Genomic DNA, 16,604 nt, shown 5'->3' on the forward strand with positions numbered 1-16,604 from the left:
CGGCGCCGCGAGCACCCCCACCGTCAGGAGCCTTTTGACCACCTCCAGCTTCGCACCCGACTCCGACAGCCCGAGCCCCGATCTCGCGCGCGCCGCGGCCGCCGAATCCGAGGCCTTCCGCCGCGACGTCGACGCCGTGCTGCAGGGCTGGTTCCATGACCAGCGCACGGTGGCCGAGGGCATCTCGGAGGCTGCCGGGCCCGTGGTCGAGGCCATCGCCGGGCTGTCCACGGGCGGCAAGCGCACTCGCGCCCAGCTGCTCTACTGGAGCTGGCGCGCCGCCGGCGGTGCCGCGGACTCCCGCATCCCGCGCCTGGCCGGAGCCGGGATCGAGCTCTTCCAGACGGCCGCCTTGATCCACGACGACATCATCGACCGCTCGGCGACCCGTCGCGGCATGGCCTCGATCCACGTGCAGTTCGCCGATCGCCACCGCGACGCCGGATGGAGCCAGGACAGCGCGCACTTCGGCACCTCCGCTGCCGTGCTGGCAGGAGATCTGGCGCTGACCTGGTCGGAGCAGCTCTTCGGCGAGGCCGTCGAGCTGGCCGGTCACCCCGAGGGCGCGGCAGCCGACTTCACCCGCATGCGCACCGAGGTCATGCTCGGGCAGTACCTGGACATCCACGCCGAGGTCGCGGCCGGGACCCTGCCGCCGCACAAGGCCATCGAGCGGGCCTTCGAGGTGCTGCGCTACAAGTCGGCCAAGTACTCGGCCGAGCACCCGGCGGCCCTGGGGGCGCTGCTGGCCGGGGCGCCGTCGTCGTTCGTGGAGGCCTGCCGGGAGTTCGCGCTGCCGCTGGGCGAGGCCTTCCAGATCCGCGACGACGTCCTGGGCGTGTTCGGCGACCCGCGGACCACGGGCAAGCCGGCCGGCGACGACCTGCGCGAGGGCAAGCGCACCGTGCTGATCGGCCAGCACCTCCGCGACGCCCAGCCGCAGGACGCTCGTCTGGTGGCCGAGGCCCTGGGGGATCAGTCGCTCGACGACGCGCGGATCGAGCAGCTGCGCGGGGCCCTGCGCCGCAGCGGCGCCCTGCAGCGCACCGAGGAGATGGTGGATGAGCTGTCGCAGCGCACGGATCAGGCGCTGGCGCAGCTGCCGGTCGAGGACCTTCCGCGGGCGGGCCTGCACCTCATGGCCGAGGCCCTGATCCGCCGCGCTCGCTGAGCCGACGCTGAGCAGAGGCGTTCGTAGGAGCTGCGAGTCACCAGTCCAGGGTCTGTGCCCGACGACGGATCTCCGCCTTGCGCCCGGCCCGCAGGAAGTCGATGGGCCGACCGGGCAGGGACTCGTCCTGGGTGAACAGCCAGGTGACCGCCTCCAGGTCGGTGTAGCGGTTGTCCCGCAGCACGGTCATGGTTCCCCGCAGGGCGTCGAGCGGCTGGCCGTCCATGAGGAACTCGGCCGGGATGCGGCGCACGCCGTCGCGGGGGTCGCGGAAGGCCACGAGGGTGCCGTCCTCGGCCATGGAGTGCACGCGGGTCACGATCACCCCGGTGGACTCGGCCACGTCCGGGAACGTGGTCCACTCACCGACCAGGGCGTCGAGGGCCTCGAACTGCTCGAGGGTGGGCTGCGCGGGGTTCGTCTCAGACTTCTTCACGGATCCAGGGTGCCACGAACCGCCGTGCCGCGCCGCCATCGGAGCCCCTGGGCGCGCACCGGGTACCCTGCAGGCAGCAGCGCTTCGGCACTTCCCCTGATCAGCGCATCTTCCAGCCCGAGGTCATCCCCAGCATGCAGCACACTCCTCAGGATCCCCGCCCCCAGGACTCGGATCCGGCCCGCGGAGGCTCCCGCGCCCGACGCTCCGCGGCAGCCCTTGCCGCGCTGGCCGTCTTCGGCACCACCGGGACGTCCGCGGCCCACGCGGTGGACCAGCCGAAGGGCTCGGCACCGGATGAGCGCCCCGACGCCGTCGACGGACCCGCCCGCACCGTCCAGCCCGGCGACAGCCTCTGGTCGGTGGCCACGGCCAACGGCCTGTCAGTCGAAGACCTCATGGAGTGGAACGGGCTGTCCGGCGATGCCGCGCTGGCCCCCGGAGACACCCTGCGACTGTCCGCACCGGCCGAGACGACCGCCCCCTCGACCACCGACGACGAGGCCACCCGCGTCGAGGACCCCGCCGCTCCGGCCGAGCCCGCCCAGGCCGCCCCGCGCGGCGCCGAGCATCACGTGGTCGCCGGCGATTCGCTGTGGCTGCTCTCGCAGCGCCACGAGGTCACGGTCCAGGAGCTGCTCGAGGCCAACGACCTGGACATCGCCGCCCCGCTGCGCGAGGGCCAGATGCTGCGGATCCCCGCCGCCGAGTCGGCCCCGGCCGCCGAACCCTCGGCAGAGAAGGCCGCGGATCCCGCAGCGAACGCCCAGGCCCCGCGGGTCCAGGACGACTTCCCCGGCTACGACTACGACGACGAGACCCTGGCCTCCGCCCAGGAGCACCTCGATCAGCTGTACGAGCGCCCCGCGCCGTCGGCCGATGAGATGCAGCGCCTGGTGCGCACCACGGCCCAGGAGATGGGTGTGGACCCCGCGCTGGCGCTGGCCCATGCCGAGCAGGAGTCGGGCTTCAGGCACCGCAGCGCCTCCCCCGCAGATGCGGTAGGCACCATGCAGGTGCTGCCGTCGTCGGGCCAGTGGGCCTCCGCGCTGGTGGGTCGGGATCTCGACCTGCTGGACCCGCAGGACAACGTCACGGCCGGAGTGGCCATCATCCGGGAGAACCAGCGCACCTCCGCCGATCTCGAGCACGGGATCGCCTCGTACTACCAGGGGGCCTACGGCGTCGAGGAGTACGGGATGTACGACGACACGAAGACCTACGTGAAGCAGGTCAAGGCGAAGCTCTCCGGCTGGACGCACCTGCGCTGAGTCCGCCGCGGCGCCGAGCGCTCTGCGTCACGATTGCACACGCCCTGCTTCCTCCAGGCGCAGTCCAGTCCGCTCCCCTACTGTGGGGCTCGTGCACAAGCCAGTGGATGACCATCTGACCGGCTCGACCCTCGAAGGCCGCTACACCGTCGGCCCGCGCCTGGCACGCGGCGGCACCGGCGGTGTGTATCGCTGCGTCGACCAGCGGCTGGATCGGACCGTGGCGGTCAAGATCCTGCACGCGCACCTCACCGAGGACCCGTCATTCATCGACCGCTTCGCCCGGGAGGCGAGGGCGGCCGCCCGGCTGTCGCACCCGAACGTGGTCTCCGTGCTGGATCAGGGCCGCACCGACGACGGCCATGTCTTCCTGGTCATGGAGTACGTGGAGGGCGGGACCCTGCGCGATGTCCTGCGCCGCAAGCGCTTCCTGCGCCCCGGCGAGGCGCTGACCATCCTCTCGGCGGTGGCCGCGGGGCTGGCTGCGGCGCATCAGGCCGGGCTGATCCACCGCGACATCAAGCCCGAGAACGTGCTCATGCGCCCGGACGGCACCGTGAAGGTCGCAGACTTCGGGCTCTCGCGCGCCGCCGATCAGCACACCACATCCGGGGCCGTGCTGGGCACCGTGGCCTACGCCTCTCCCGAGCTGGTCACCGAGCGGACGCTCGACGCCCGGTCCGATCTGTACTCGCTGGGCATCATGGCCTGGGAGATGCTCACCGGCCGCCGCCCGTTCGACGGCAGCCCGTGGACGATCGCCCACGCCCACGCCGAGAAGACCGTCCCCTCGCTGCTCGAGGCCGTCCCCGGGATCGACCGCGGCCTCGCAGAGGCCGTCGGCGCGTGGACCGCCAGGGACCCGCAGGCCCGCCCCGCCGACGGCGCCGAGCTGCTGGGCACGATCGGCGAACTGCGTCGACAGCTGAGCCTCGATGCCCTCGATCATGTTCCCGAGGGCTGGGAGCAGGGCCCCGGCCCGGCGGCTCCTCGACCGGAGGATCCGGGCGCCACGACCCTGCCCAGCACCGCCCCTGCCACCGGTCCGATCGACCTGAAGGCGGTGGACGCCCTGCGCCAGGGCGGGTCCACGGCCGCCCCCGCCGCCGGGCTGCAGCACGGCTCGGCTGCCGGTGCCGATGACAGCGCGGCGCAGGACGCGCCGGCCGACGACGACGATGTCCCGCCGATCACGCAGGTGCTGAGCATCCCGCTCGGCGCCGAGGGCGGCCGGGCACCCGAGGCGCCTGGGGACGGCGAAGAAGCGCCCACCGAGGCCATGCCCGGCCTCAGCAGCAGATCGCAGGGGGTCGGCTCCTCCGCTTCCGCCGCCACGGAGGCCATGCCCGGCTTCGGCGGCCAGTCGCCGGACGCCGCGCCGACCGAGGCCATGCCCCGCTTCACCGGCGAGCCGCGAACCGGCGCGCCCACCGAGCACGGTTCCGCCCCGACAGAGGCCATGCCCGCCTGGCAGGACGCGCCCGAGGACCGCGACGGCGTTCAGCGCACGTCGGTGCTTCCCTCCATGCGAGGAGGCGCCGCAGCGGCGGGGGCCGCAGGCGTGGCAGGGGCAGCCTCCGCCGCGACCCGCACCGGCTCGACCGCGGTGGGCGCTTCCGGCGGTCTGGGCGCGTCGGTGGATCCGAGCCAGCGGCGCCGGGGTCCCAGCGTGGACCGGCTGGCGGCCTTCGACGAGCCCTCGAGCTCCGACGGCGACACCGCCGAGCAGGAGACCGAGCAGCGTCCCGGCCGGCTGCGCGAATCAGCGCCGGTAGATCCGTCCAAGCCCACGGTGCGGCTGCAGCAGGGCCATCCGCTGAAGGTGATCGTGGCCCTTGCCCTGGCCGCGCTGCTCGTCGCGGCGGCCGCCTTCCTGGGCTGGCTGCTCGGCTCGGGCAGCTTCCGGACCGCGGTGGTCCCGGAGGTCGCGGGCACGACCCAGTCCGTGGCCGAGACGTCCGTGGAGACCGAGGGCTTCTCCAACGTCTCCGTGCGAGAGCAGCCCAGCACCGAGGTCCCGGCCGGCAGCGTCATCGAGTCCTCGCCGGCAGCCGGCACCCAGGCCAGGGTGGGCGAGCAGATCGTGCTGACCGTCTCCTCCGGTCCGGAGCAGGTCGAGGTCCCCGCGATCGTGGGCATGTCGCAGACGGATGCCGAATCACAGCTGAGCTCCGCCGGTCTCGAGGTGGGCTCCGTCTCGGAGCAGTTCGACGACTCCGAGGAAGGCAGCGTGGTCTCCGCCTCCCCGTCGGCGGGCGCCCGGGTCGAGGAGGGCAGCACCGTGGACCTGGTCGTCTCCGCCGGGGCCGAGCCCCAGGAGGTCCCGCGGGTGGTCGGCAGCGATGCGGATGATGCCCGCGATCAGCTCGAGGATCTCGGCTTCACGGTCGAGATCGAGGAGGTCGCCGGCGGCAATCTCAACCGCGTGGTCTCCCAGAGCCAGGACGGCACCACCATCACGCTGCGCGTCATCTGAGCCGGCAGCGCCCCATCGAGCGGACGAAGGGCCCGACTCCTGCAGGAGTCGGGCCCTTCCCGCACAGGGATCGCCGGATCAGCTCTGATCGCCGGAGAGGTAGCTGGCCACCAGGAACGCGACCTCGAGGGACTGCATGTGGTTCAGGCGCGGATCGCACAGCGATTCGTAGCGATCGGCGAAGTGCGCCTCCTCGATGGTGTCCGCCCCGCCCAGGCACTCGGCGACGTCGTCGCCGGTCATCTCCACGTGGATGCCGCCGGGGTGCGAGCCGATGGCGCGGTGCACCTCGAAGAAGCCGTTGATCTCGTCGATGACGTCGTCGAAGTTGCGGGTCTTGAACCCCGACGGGGTGGAGACCGTGTTGCCGTGCATGGGATCGGTGACCCACACGACCTTGGCTCCGGAGTCCTCGACCGCCTGCACGACCGGAGGCAGCGCCTCGCGGATGTTCTTGGCCCCCATGCGGGTGATGAACGTGAGGCGACCGGGCTCGCGGTTCGGGTCGAGCTTGTCGATCAGGCGCAGCGCGTCCTCGCCGGTGGTCTTGGGCCCGAGCTTCACGCCGATGGGATTCTCCAGGCGCGAGAGCAGGTCCACGTGGGCGTCGTCGATCCCGCGGGTGCGCTCCCCGATCCACAGGAAGTGCCCCGAGGTGCCGTAGGGCAGGTGGGTGCGGGAGTCGATGCGGGTCAGAGCGCGCTCGTAGTCCAGCAGCAGGGCCTCGTGGCCGGTGAACAGCTCGGTGGTGGCCAGGGCATCGAAGTCGGCGCCGCAGGCGGCCATGAACTTCACCGCCCGGTCGATCTCCTTGGCGAGCTTCTCGTAGCGGGTGTGCGCCGGGTTGGAAGCGAAGCCCATGTTCCAGGCGTGCACGTGGCGCAGATCGGCGAACCCGCCGCCGGTGAAGGCGCGGATCAGATTCAGCGTGGAGGCCGAGGTGTGGTAGCCGCGCAGCATCCGCTCGGGATCGTGGGCGCGGGACTCGGCGGTGAAGTCGAAACCGTTGACCATCTCGCCGCGGAAGCTCGGCAGGGTGATATCGCCACGGGTCTCGTCATTCGAGGAGCGCGGCTTGGAGAACTGACCCGCCATGCGCCCCATCTTCACGACCGGCATGGACGCGCCGTAGGTGAGCACGGCGGCCATCTGCAGCAGCGTCTTCACCCGGGCGGAGATGCGGTCGGCGGTGGCGCCTTCGAAGGTCTCGGCGCAGTCGCCGCCCTGCAGCAGGAACGCGCGGCCCTCGGCCACCTCGGCCAGACGGCGGCGCAAGGTGTCGACCTCTCCGGCGAAGACCAGGGGCGGAACCGAGCTCAGCTCGCCCATGACGCGCTCGAACTCCGGGTGCTGAGCCCAGTCCGGCTGCTGGTCCGCGGTGAGGCCGCGCCAGTCGTCCAGGCCCGGATAGTCCGTCGTGCTCGGCTTGGGGCCGGGCATGAAGGCAGTGGGCTGGTCGGCGGACAGCGGCTGGGTCACGGTGATCGTCCCTCGTCTAGATCAGGTCGGAGGCGGCCTGGGATTGCGCAAGTGCGGCAAGGACAGACCGACGTGCACCGGCAGCGAGGCTGCGCGGCACCGCGTCGACTGCGGCCACCGCAGGCAACGCTATCGCAGGGCGGCTGATTCCCCGTGATCGGGGGCGTGGGCTCAGGAGGCCCCGTGCTCGGCCGCGCGCCGGGCATCGGCGGCGTAGGTGTCCACGTACTCCTGCTGGGACAGCTCCTGGATCGCCTGGGTGATGCGATCGGAGATCTCCCGGGCGGCCACGCGGTCGCCCGTGCGCCCCTTGTACTCGGAGAAGTCCAGCGGCTCGCCGAAGATCGTCTTCACGCGCTTGCCCTTCTGCCGCCAGGGTGCCGGGAACGGCGTGCCGAGGGGCTGGACAACGTCCGTATTGATCATGGCGATCGGGATGACCGGCGCGCCGGACTCCATGACCAGGCGGGCAACACCGATCTTGGCGCGGTAGAGGCGGCCGTCATGGGAGCGGGTGCCCTCCGGATAGATGCCCAGCAGCTCGCCCTCGGCCAGCTTGCGCCCGCCGGCCGACAGCGAGGCGGCGGACTTGCGACCCCCGGAGCGGTCCATGGGGATCTGGTTGATCGCGCGGAAGAACGCGGCGACCGCCCTGCCCTTGAGGCTGCGGCCGGTGAAGTAGTCCGACTTGGCCAGGAAGTAGATCTGCCGCTGCACCGCGATCGGCATGAAGATGTGATCCGCCGCCGAGAGGTGGTTGCTGGCCAGGATCGCTGCCCCCTGGCTCGGAACGTGGTGGGCGCCTTCGACCTCCGGGCGGAAGACCGCGTTGATCACGGGGGTCACGATCCAGTCCTTCAGGAACATGTAGACCATGGCGGGTTGCTCTCCTCGTGGCCCAGCAGGTGCACGGGCATCGTGGCGGGATCTGGTACGGCGCGACGGGCCGCTGCTCGGCGGTGAGCCCCGCCGCGCAGTGATTGTCGCATGATCCGAGCCCGTGCGAGGCGTCGGCGCGCACCCGGTGGGGATCCGGCGCGCAGACAGTGAGAGGATAACCTCATGACCCCGCCCGAGCGTGATCCGCACAGCGACGCCCGCGCCTGGGAGGACATCGTCCGCCGGCTGCAGGGCGACGACTCGCCTGCCCCGGCCGAGGAGCGGCCCCGCGGCCCCCGCGACTTCGAGCTGGCCCCGGAGCCCGGGGACGACGATCCCCTCGAGGACGACTGGCAGCCGGAGGATCCCGGCCCCGTGACCGCCGGGATGCGCCCGGGCACGATCATGGCCTGGGCCGTGCTGCTGGGCACCGCCGCCGCCATGCTCGTGCTCGGCTTCCTGCTCGACGGCCTCCCCTGGTGGCTGTGGGTCCCGGGCCTGGCCCTGGTCCTGGGCAGCCTCGCCTCGCTGTTCCAGGCTCTGCCCCAGGATCGCAGCGAGTACGACGACGGCGCCCAGGTCTGAGGCGCCCGCACCTGCTCTTGACGACCGACCAGCCCTGATCGTGCACGAGATGACGGAGGATGACCATGAGCATCGAAGCCGAGCCGGCCATCGTCGCCGAGCTGCAGGCCCAGCGGATCACCGACCTGCTCGACCAGCGCGCCTCCTCCCCGCAGGACCCGGTGCTCTACGAGCGCCTGCGGGCCGAGGGCTCCGTCGAGGTGCGCGCGAGCGCCTTCCGCGAAGAGGTCCGGGCCGTGGCCAAGGGACTGGTCGCGGCGGGGATCGAGCCCGGCGAGCGCGTGGGCATCCTCTCGCGCACCCGCTACGAGTGGACCCTGGTCGACTTCGCGATCTGGTGGGCCGGGGCGGTGTCCGTGCCCGTCTACGACTCCTCCTCGCCTGATCAGATCGCCTGGAACCTGGGCGATTCGCAGGCCCGCGCAGTGTTCGTGGAGGACGAGAAGCTCGAGGCCGCCGTCCGCCAGGCCGCCGCCGATCTGGCCGAGGGCAGCCTCGACGGCTTTGACGAGGCGCCTGAGCTGGAGCCCGAGCTCCGTGCCGCCGAGCGGATCTGGCGCCTGGACGGCACCGGGGACGACCTCGCGCGGCTGATCAACCTGGGCGCGGGCGTCGACGACGACGAGCTCGAGCGCCGACGCACCAGCCGCCGGCTCGACGACACCGCCACGATCATCTACACCTCCGGCACCACCGGCCCGCCCAAGGGCTGCGAGCTCACGCACCGGAACTTCGTGTTCCTGTGCGAGAACCTGCGCCCCTTCCTGCCCCAGGTCCTCCGCCCCGGTTCCCGCACCGTGCTGTTCCTGCCCCTGGCCCACGTATTCGCCCGCATGGTGGAGGTCATCTCGGTCCACGGCGGACTCACCCTGGTCCACACCCCGGACGTGAAGACGCTGATGGGCGATCTGCAGCGCGTGCAGCCCACGTTCCTGCTGGCCGTGCCGCGCGTGTTCGAGAAGATCATGACCAGCGCCCGGCTCAAGGCGGAGAGCGGTGGGAGGCTGCGCGCCGAGATCTTCCGGCGCGCCGTCGAGGATGCGGAGGCCTTCTCCCGTCAGCGCCAGGACGGCCGCGTCTCGCCCGCGCTGAGGCTGCGTCACCGGCTGTGGGAGAGGCTCGTCTACGCGCCGCTGCGCGCGGCCATGGGCGGGCGCGTGCGCTGGGCGATCTCCGGCGGCGCGGCCCTGGGCGAGGAGCTCGCGCACACCCTGAACGGGATGGGGATCTTCGTGGTCGAGGGCTACGGCCTGACCGAGACCACGGCTCCGGTGGCCGCGAACACCCCGCGCACGGCGGCGCTGGGCACCGTCGGGCGTCCCCTGCCCGGGCATGAGCTGCGCCTGGCCGAAGACGGCGAGATCGAGGTCCGCGGCCCGCATGTGCTCGCCCGCTACCACGGGCGCCCCGACCTCACCGACGGGGCCCTGCACGACGGCTGGTTCGCCACCGGCGACCTCGGCTCCCTGGACGAGCGCGGCATGCTGCGGGTCACCGGGCGCAAGAAGGAGATCCTGGTGACGGCCGGGGGCAAGAACGTGATCCCCGACGTCCTCGAGAGCCCCATCCGCACTGCGGCCATCATCAGCCAGTGCATGGTCCTCGGCGACGGCCGCCGGTTCATCGCCGCGCTGATCACCCTGGACGCGGAGCTGCTGCCGCAGTGCCTGCGCGGCCTGGGTCTGGATCCGTCGATGAGTCCTGCGCAGGCCGCCGAGCACCCGGCCGTGATCGAGCACGTCCAGGAGATCGTGGACTTCGCCAACCGCCGTGTCTCCAAGGCCGAGGGCATCAGCGCCTTCCAGATCCTGCCCGTGGACTTCACCCCAGCCTCCGGGCACCTCACGCCGTCGCTGAAGCTGCGCCGTGCGGTGATCCTGCGGGAGTTCGCCGAGCAGATCGAGGAGATCTACTCCCGACCCGCCCCGGCGCCCCGCCAGGAGATGACCCGCGAGCGCGCCGCCCAGCTGCGCGAGGAGTTCCGCGGACTGCGCGATCGTCTGCGCGATTCTGCGGAGTCCGTGCGAGGGCGCAGGCCGGATGGACAATGACGCCAGGCGCCTCCGTGACGCCTCCGGCAGAGGATCCGCAGCGCCTCCGTCGGGCCCGGATGGGGGCAGCGCTGCTGTTCCTGGTCAACGGCGCGGTCTTCGCGAACCTGCTGCCGCGTCTGCCGCAGATCAAGGACGCCTTCGAGCTGTCGAACACCGCCTACGGGTTCGTGGTGATCGCCTTCCCCCTGGGCTCGCTGCTGGCCGGAACCGCTCCGGCTCCCATCCTGCGGCGCTGGGGGTCCGGCCGCACGGCTGTGGCGGGCTCCGTCGCCATCGCGGTCATGATCACGCTGGCAGGCGTCTCCGGAGACATCGGCGGGGGCCTGCTGGTGCTGCTGGCCTACCTCGTGGCCCTGATGCTGGCCGGAATGCTCGATGCCATCACCGACACCGCCCAGAACGCTCAGGCCCTCGAGGTCCAGCGCGGCACGGGCAGATCGATCCTGAACTCGATGCACGCCCTGTGGAGCCTCGGCTCCGTGATCGGCGGCCTCATGGGCACCGCTGCGCTGGCGCTGCACGTGCCGCTGGGCATCCATCTGCTGTGCTCAGGCGCGATCTTCACAGCGGTGGCGCTGATGGCGGGAACCCGTGTGCTCACCGCCGACGAGGTCGCCACGCTGCGCACCGTTCCCGCGGGCGAGGCGGCGGCCGGGAATGAGGGGTCGGCCGGCACGGTGGGGACGGCGACTGGTGCGGCCTCGGCCGGGCGCGGGACGAGTGCGTCTGCGCGCCGGGCCGTCGGCATGCTCGTGCTGATCACGCTGGTGGCGATCACCGGCGTGATGGTCGAGGACCTCGGGCAGAACTGGTCGGCGCTGTACCTGCGCCAGGTCCTCGACTCTCCCGCCACGATCGCGGGACTCGGTCTGGTGGCGCTGATGTGCGCGCAGTTCCTGGGGCGGCTGATGGGCGATCGGATGGTTGACCGTTTCGGGGATGCCGCCATGGCCCGGTGCGGAGCTGCGGGGATCGCCGTGGGCATCGCCCTAGTGGTCATCGCCCCGGTCTCCGCAGTGGCGATCGCCGGGTTCTTCCTGGCCGGCCTCGGCTCGGCCACGCTGGTGCCTTCTGCCTATCACGCCGCCGATCTGGTGCCGGGTCTGCGTCCTGGCACGGGGCTCACGGTGGTGAGCTGGCTGATGCGCGGGGCGTTCCTGTCGCTCTCGCCGTTCGTGGGCGCCGTCTCCGACGTCGTGGGTCTGCGCCTGGCGCTGCTGATCATCCCGGTGATGGCGGTCCTCGCCCTGCTCGCCGCCGGTCGCCTGCGCCAGCCCGCCCCCGCCTGAGCCCACGCTGAGTCGTCCGCCTCCGCAGGCATCCGACCGAGCAGCGGAAGGGGCGGTGGGCCCCTCCCGCAGACATCAAGCGAAGCAGTCAAGGGAGGGGCCCACCGCCCCTACCCGCCCAGGAACCGACCCGCAGACGAGTCAGTGCTCGAGCGCCACAGCCCCGTCGACCTGGACGTCGAGCCCGAGCAGCGCGTTCTCCACGACCTCGGCCAGCGCGGGGTGGATCCAGTACTGGCCGCGTGCCATCGAGGCGGCGTCGAGGCCGAAGCTCATGGCCTGGATCAGCGGCTGGATCAGCGACGACGACGCCTCCCCGATCAGGTGCGCGCCCAGCAGCTGGCCGGTGGCCCGGTCGGCGATCAGCTTGCACAGCCCGTGCCGGTCCTCCATGGCCCATCCGTAGGCGACGTCGCCGAACTCCTGGGCCTTCACGGTGATCTCGGTGCCGTTCGCCTCGGCCCACTCGCGAGCCTCGGGCTCGGTCATGCCCACGGAGGCGATCTGCGGGTGGGTGAACACTGCCGAGGGCACGAAGCGGTGATCGCTGCGCAGCAGGGACTGCGGGTTCAGGAGGTTGTGGGCGACCACCCGGGCCTCGTGGTTGGCCACGTGCTTGAGCTGCGAGGGGCTGCAGATGTCGCCCAGCGCCCACACGCCCGGCACGACCTCGCCTTCCGGGGACAGGACGCGCTGGTGCTCGTCGACGCGCAGCAGGTGCGTGGACTCGTCCACGCCGAGACCGCCGGCCGCCGGGTCCAGCAGGTCGGTGGCGGGGCGGCGGCCGGTGGCCAGCAGGACGATGTCGGCGACGTCCTCGCGCACCTCCCCCGCCGGTGCGCCGCCGTCGCCGCTGGCCAGCGAGCGGACGGTCACGGTGCCGTCCCCGTTGTCGACGATCGCATCGATCCCCTGGTGCAGCGCCAGATCCCACTGCTCGGAGGCTGCTGCGGTGAAGCGCTCCACGATCTCGGCGTCATGGCCGCGCAGCAGCCGGCCGGAGCGGTTGAGCTGAACGACCGCCGAGCCCAGGCCGTGGAAGATATGCGCGAACTCGGCGGCGATGAAGCCGCCGCCCACCACGACCACGCGCCGCGGCAGCTCGTCGATGCGCATCACAGTGTCGGAGGTGTGCACCTGCGGCAGGTCCTCGCCGGGCACCCCGGGGGTGGTGACGTGCGAGCCGGAGGCGATCACGATCTGCTCGGCCTCGAGCTGCTCGCCGGAGTCCGTGATGAGAGTACGCGGGCCTGTGAAGCGCACGTGCTCCTGGTAGACCGTCACGTTCGGCAGCGACTGCCGGTAGGCCAGCCCGCCTACGGAGATGGCGTCGATGCGCCCGAAGATCCGGTCGCGGATCTCCCGCCACCGCACGTCCTCGACCCGGGCGCTCACGCCGAGCCGATCGACGTCGCGCGCGGACTGCGCCACCTCGGCCGGATAGACGTACATCTTGGTGGGGATGCAGCCGACATTGATGCAGGTGCCGCCGAAGATCCCGCCGTCGATCAGCGCGACCTCCAGTCCGTCGTAGTCCTCCGAGAGGATCGTGTTGCCCGAGCCCGAGCCGATGATGATGATGTCGAAGCGTCGCATGCCTCTCACTGTATCGGCGCGGCGGCGCGCGCCCGCCCCTGCCTGCCGGGCGTGCGGCGCTGGGTACCATGAGGGCGCCCGCCTGTTCCCCTCGGGGACATCCCCAGAGGCGGACGCGTCGACGTCGGAGGATCCCACTGTGCAGATCGTGAGCATCTCGAGCCTCAAGGGCGGGGTCGGCAAGTCCTCCGTGGCCCTCGGCCTGGCCTCGGCGGCCATGGACGACGGCCATCGCGTCCTCGTGGTCGACCTCGATCCGCATGCCGATGCCACCACCGGCCTCGGCGCGGCCGCGCGCAGCTCAGCGGACGTGGGCTCGGTGCTCAACGGCCGCGTGGCCCGCTCCGGCGCCCGCGCTGCGGCCGTGCCCTCAGCGTGGATCGAGCGAGAGCAGGCAGCATCCCGTGACAGCGGGCGCAGCAGCTCGGCACGACTGGACGTGCTGCCGGGCTCGTCGAGCTCCTCGCGCCTGGACCGCTCGACCTTCCGCGGCAAGGACCTCGATCGGCTCTCCCGCGCCCTCGAGGGCTTGGACACGGACTACGACCTGGTGCTCGTGGACTGCCCGCCGAATCTCAACGCGCTGACCCGGCTGGCCTGGGCCGCCTCGGACAAGGTGCTCACCGTGGCCGAGCCCTCGCTGTTCTCCGTGGCCGGCGCGCAGCGCACCATGACCGCGATCGGCCAGTTCGAGGCCAGCTCCCGGCGCGCCGTCCCCTCGGCCTCCGTGCTGGTCAACAAGGTCGCCGACGACGACACCGAGCACCGTCACCGCGTGGCCGAGCTGCAGGAGCTGTTCGGCGCCCTGCTGGTATCCCCCGTCATCCCGGATCGCGCCGTGTGGCACCGCGCGCAGGGCGCAGCCTGGCCGATCCACCGCTGGCCGGGGGCGCAGGCTGCGGACATGGCCTCGCGGTTCACCTCGATCCTGCGCGGCCTGATGGACTGAGCCGGCGTCGTCGGCGGCGCACGAGCGGCCGGTGCCCCTGGCACCTGGTCATAGACCGGCCGATCTCCCGCTTCACCCACGTCGAGGGGCCGATTCGGCACGCCACAACCATCGACAGGCCTCTCTGCCACCGATTCGACGCGGAACCGGTGGCGAATCGGCCAGTCGATGAGTCAACGGTGGCGAAGCGGCCCGTCGATGTGTCGGAAGCAACGTGACGGCCCGATGACCTCGATGGATCTCCGGCGGAGAATCGGGCGGCCGGGGCAGCTCATGCTGCGCAGCGACCGGGGTGCGGGTCAGCTGACGTTCTGCTGGCGGCGCGCACGCCGGGCGGAGAGCTCGTCGCCGGGGAACTCGCCGGTCTCCCCCTCGCCGTTGGCGGGAGGGGTGCCCGCCAGGGAGCCTTCGACCTCGCGCCACACGCGGCCCACGGCGATGCCGAAGACGCCCTGACCGCCCTGGACGAGGTCGATGACCTCCTCCTGGGAGGTGCACTCGTAGACCGAGGCGCCGTCGCTCATCAGCGTCAGCCGGGCCAGGTCCTCCACGCCGCGCTCGTGCAGCGCGTGAACGGCCGAGCGGATCTGCTGCAGCGAGACGCCGGTGTCCAGCAGACGCTTGACGATCTTGAGCACGACGATGTCGCGGAAGCTGTAGAGGCGCTGCGTGCCGGAGCCCTTGGCGCTGCGCACGGTGGGCTCCACGAGCTCGGTGCGCGCCCAGTAGTCGAGCTGGCGGTAGGTGATGCCGGCGATCTTGCAGGCGGTGGCGCCGCGGTAGCCGACGGTGTCGTCCAGGGCCTGGCGCTCGTCGTCGAAGAGGACGCCCTGCGTTCCGCCCGTCAGGGACGTGAAGATCGGCAGGATGGGATCCTCAGCGAGGAGCTCGTCCGGGAAACCGGCGGAGAGGTGCTCGACGTGCTCGGTGTCCTTCACGCGCGTCCTCCCTTCCTGTGCTGCCGATGACGTCCCGCGGCAGATGCCGGAGGCGGAAGCGGATCCGATGGACCCGCTCGCAGAAGTCTACCCGTCAGCCCTGGAAATCCTCGGGATCCACCGTGTCCAGGAAGTCGCGGAAGCGTCGGACCTGCCGGTCGGCCTCCTCGGGGCCTGCGGAATCGTTCTCGCCGGCGGCCGTGTCGCCGGGCTCGCGCAGCTCGCCGTCCCCGGTCATGATCAGCCCGGCCTGCTCCAGCACGGACGATGCGCACAGCACGGGGCATTCGACGCGCACCGCCAGGGCGATGGCATCCGAGGCGCGGGAGTCCACCACGGTGCCGTCGTCGAAGACCAGCGCGGCGTGGAATACCGTGTCCTCGACCATGTGCACGCGCACCCGCTCGAGGCTGCGCCCGAAGGCCGAGGCGACCGAGACCAGCAGATCGTGGGTCAGCGGGCGGGGCGCCTCGATGCCCTGCACCGCGAAGACGATCGAGGTCGCCTCGGAGCTGCCCACCCAGATCGGCACGTAGCGCTGTCCTTCTGCTTCCCGAAGCACCACGACGGGCTGCGCCGAGGGCAGGTCCATGCGCACCCCCTCGATCTCCATGAGGTGATCCTGCTGCGCCATGGCGCTCCTTTCCGAATCGATCGCCGCCGGTACGAGTGCGGCCTCAGTCCTGCGCCGAGTCCTCGGGGGCGATCTCGAGCTGCAGCTGCTCAAGCCGGCTCGCAACGAGCGCGGCGTGCAGGCTCAGGCACAGTCCGGCGATCTCCTCGGCGCGCTGGGCCGCCCGTCGCGCCGATTCCTGCGTGCGCCGCGTGGCCTCCGTGGCCACGGCCTGCTCCACCAGCCCGGTCTCCCGGTCGGCCGCCTGCCTGAGCGTGCGCAGGTGCCGGGGCTCCACACCGAAGGCCTGCAGCTCACGGGCAGCAGCGGCCACGGCGATGTCATGGCTGTCGAAGTGACCGGCGCCGTCGTGCAGCAGCCCGAAGCTCAACAGCTCGCGCACCAGCGCCACCCCTGCACCCGAGCGCCGGCACAGCTCTTGCATGGTCAGCGACTGCTCGTGGCGGCGACTGAGCACGGACCCCGACGACGACGCCTCCGAGCCCTCCTCCTCCGAGCCCTGCTCCGGGGCGCGGTCTTGGGACGCTGCCGCAGCAGGAGGCTGCTGGAAGTCGAGGAGCCGACCGGCGTCGGCGAGCTCGCGGATGACCTTCAGGGGCATGTAGTGCTCGCGCTGCAGCCGCAGCACGGCCTGCAGGCGCTCGAGGTCCCCAGCGCCGTACTTGCGATAGCCCGAGGCGGTGCGCTCGGGGTGCACGAGCCCCTGATCCTCGAGGAAGCGGATCTTGGAGGCCGTGATCCCGGGGAAGTCAGGCTCGAGCTTCCGCAGCAGCGCACCGATGCTGACCCGGCGGGCGGGCCGTTCGGAGGCGGACTGATCGCTCAAAGGCGCCCTCCCTTCAACGGA

Annotated in this window: 14 protein-coding genes; 7 read left to right on the forward strand and 7 right to left on the reverse strand. The window is 71.8% G+C overall.

Features of this window, described 5'->3' with window-relative positions; all coding sequences use genetic code 11:
• The first annotated feature begins 34 nt into the window (after positions 1–34).
• Positions 35–1,171, forward strand: a complete 1,137-nt coding sequence (locus tag M3E84_RS05635; RefSeq protein ID WP_259895178.1) for a polyprenyl synthetase family protein — start codon at positions 35–37, stop codon at positions 1,169–1,171.
• 37 nt (positions 1,172–1,208) lie between these two features.
• On the opposite strand, the gene M3E84_RS05640 is transcribed toward M3E84_RS05635, so the two are convergent.
• Positions 1,209–1,607 carry an Rv2175c family DNA-binding protein gene (locus M3E84_RS05640; RefSeq protein ID WP_259895180.1) on the reverse strand — a complete coding sequence of 133 codons (399 nt, stop codon included), beginning with the start codon at positions 1,605–1,607 and terminating at the stop codon, positions 1,209–1,211.
• Between the two features lie 134 nt (positions 1,608–1,741).
• On the opposite strand from M3E84_RS05640, the gene M3E84_RS05645 reads away from it, so the two are divergent.
• Both M3E84_RS05645 and M3E84_RS05650 read left to right on the forward strand, forming a co-directional pair.
• The gene (locus M3E84_RS05645; protein WP_259895181.1) at positions 1,742–2,878 is read left to right on the forward strand and encodes a LysM peptidoglycan-binding domain-containing protein; all 1,137 of its coding nucleotides are present in this window, start codon (positions 1,742–1,744) and stop codon (positions 2,876–2,878) included.
• Between the two features lie 91 nt (positions 2,879–2,969).
• Positions 2,970–5,354: a protein kinase domain-containing protein gene (locus M3E84_RS05650; protein WP_259895183.1), complete on the forward strand. Its 2,385-nt coding sequence runs from the start codon at positions 2,970–2,972 to the stop codon at positions 5,352–5,354.
• Between the two features lie 78 nt (positions 5,355–5,432).
• Here the strand turns inward: M3E84_RS05650 and M3E84_RS05655 are convergent, their stop codons facing one another.
• Positions 5,433–6,794 (reverse strand): class II 3-deoxy-7-phosphoheptulonate synthase, encoded by a 1,362-nt coding sequence (locus M3E84_RS05655; protein WP_259895222.1) that lies wholly within the window; start codon positions 6,792–6,794, stop codon positions 5,433–5,435.
• Between the two features lie 210 nt (positions 6,795–7,004).
• The gene (locus tag M3E84_RS05660; protein WP_259895185.1) at positions 7,005–7,709 is read right to left on the reverse strand and encodes a 1-acyl-sn-glycerol-3-phosphate acyltransferase; all 705 of its coding nucleotides are present in this window, start codon (positions 7,707–7,709) and stop codon (positions 7,005–7,007) included.
• 186 nt (positions 7,710–7,895) lie between these two features.
• On the opposite strand from M3E84_RS05660, the gene M3E84_RS05665 reads away from it, so the two are divergent.
• The 3 genes from M3E84_RS05665 to M3E84_RS05675 all read left to right on the forward strand — a co-directional run bounded on the left by M3E84_RS05665 (position 7,896) and on the right by M3E84_RS05675 (position 11,640).
• A complete protein-coding gene (locus M3E84_RS05665) occupies positions 7,896–8,297 on the forward strand; it encodes a hypothetical protein (RefSeq protein ID WP_259895187.1) in 402 nt (133 codons plus the stop codon).
• 65 nt (positions 8,298–8,362) lie between these two features.
• Positions 8,363–10,348, forward strand: coding sequence for a long-chain fatty acid--CoA ligase (locus M3E84_RS05670; RefSeq protein WP_259895189.1), 1,986 nt, complete (start codon positions 8,363–8,365; stop codon positions 10,346–10,348).
• A 14-nt stretch (positions 10,349–10,362) separates the two neighbouring features.
• On the forward strand, positions 10,363–11,640 hold the full coding sequence (locus tag M3E84_RS05675) for an MFS transporter (protein ID WP_259895191.1): 1,278 nt from the start codon (positions 10,363–10,365) through the stop codon (positions 11,638–11,640).
• A gap of 141 nt (positions 11,641–11,781) precedes the next feature.
• Here M3E84_RS05675 and M3E84_RS05680 read toward each other — a convergent pair whose 3' ends face one another.
• Positions 11,782–13,236: a mycothione reductase gene (locus tag M3E84_RS05680; RefSeq protein WP_259895193.1), complete on the reverse strand. Its 1,455-nt coding sequence runs from the start codon at positions 13,234–13,236 to the stop codon at positions 11,782–11,784.
• A gap of 139 nt (positions 13,237–13,375) precedes the next feature.
• On the opposite strand from M3E84_RS05680, the gene M3E84_RS05685 reads away from it, so the two are divergent.
• A complete protein-coding gene (locus tag M3E84_RS05685; RefSeq protein WP_259895194.1) occupies positions 13,376–14,185 on the forward strand; it encodes a ParA family protein in 810 nt (269 codons plus the stop codon).
• 299 nt (positions 14,186–14,484) lie between these two features.
• On the opposite strand, the gene M3E84_RS05690 is transcribed toward M3E84_RS05685, so the two are convergent.
• From M3E84_RS05690 to M3E84_RS05700, 3 genes are all read right to left on the reverse strand, one after another.
• Positions 14,485–15,054, reverse strand: a complete 570-nt coding sequence (locus M3E84_RS05690) for a MerR family transcriptional regulator (RefSeq protein WP_259895224.1) — start codon at positions 15,052–15,054, stop codon at positions 14,485–14,487.
• Positions 15,055–15,217: 163 nt separating this feature from the next.
• Positions 15,218–15,757 (reverse strand): bifunctional nuclease family protein, encoded by a 540-nt coding sequence (locus M3E84_RS05695; RefSeq protein WP_259895196.1) that lies wholly within the window; start codon positions 15,755–15,757, stop codon positions 15,218–15,220.
• 43 nt (positions 15,758–15,800) lie between these two features.
• On the reverse strand, positions 15,801–16,583 hold the full coding sequence (locus M3E84_RS05700; protein ID WP_259895198.1) for a MerR family transcriptional regulator: 783 nt from the start codon (positions 16,581–16,583) through the stop codon (positions 15,801–15,803).
• Positions 16,584–16,604: the final 21 nt, after the last annotated feature.

The organism is Kocuria sp. p3-SID1428, assembly GCF_025149945.1.
In the GTDB taxonomy this organism is placed as follows: domain Bacteria; phylum Actinomycetota; class Actinomycetes; order Actinomycetales; family Micrococcaceae; genus Kocuria.

Excerpts from the sequence above, each read along its gene's own strand:
- M3E84_RS05645 (WP_259895181.1), top strand. The coding sequence starts at position 1,742 with ATGCAGCACACTCCTCAGGATCCCCGCCCCCAGGACTCGGATCCGGCC.
- M3E84_RS05655 (WP_259895222.1), bottom strand. The coding sequence starts at position 6,794 with ATGCCCGGCCCCAAGCCGAGCACGACGGACTATCCGGGCCTGGACGAC.
- M3E84_RS05660 (WP_259895185.1), bottom strand. The coding sequence starts at position 7,709 with ATGGTCTACATGTTCCTGAAGGACTGGATCGTGACCCCCGTGATCAAC.
- M3E84_RS05665 (WP_259895187.1), top strand. The coding sequence starts at position 7,896 with ATGACCCCGCCCGAGCGTGATCCGCACAGCGACGCCCGCGCCTGGGAG.
- M3E84_RS05670 (WP_259895189.1), top strand. The coding sequence starts at position 8,363 with ATGAGCATCGAAGCCGAGCCGGCCATCGTCGCCGAGCTGCAGGCCCAG.
- M3E84_RS05680 (WP_259895193.1), bottom strand. The coding sequence starts at position 13,236 with ATGCGACGCTTCGACATCATCATCATCGGCTCGGGCTCGGGCAACACG.
- M3E84_RS05695 (WP_259895196.1), bottom strand. The coding sequence starts at position 15,757 with ATGGCGCAGCAGGATCACCTCATGGAGATCGAGGGGGTGCGCATGGAC.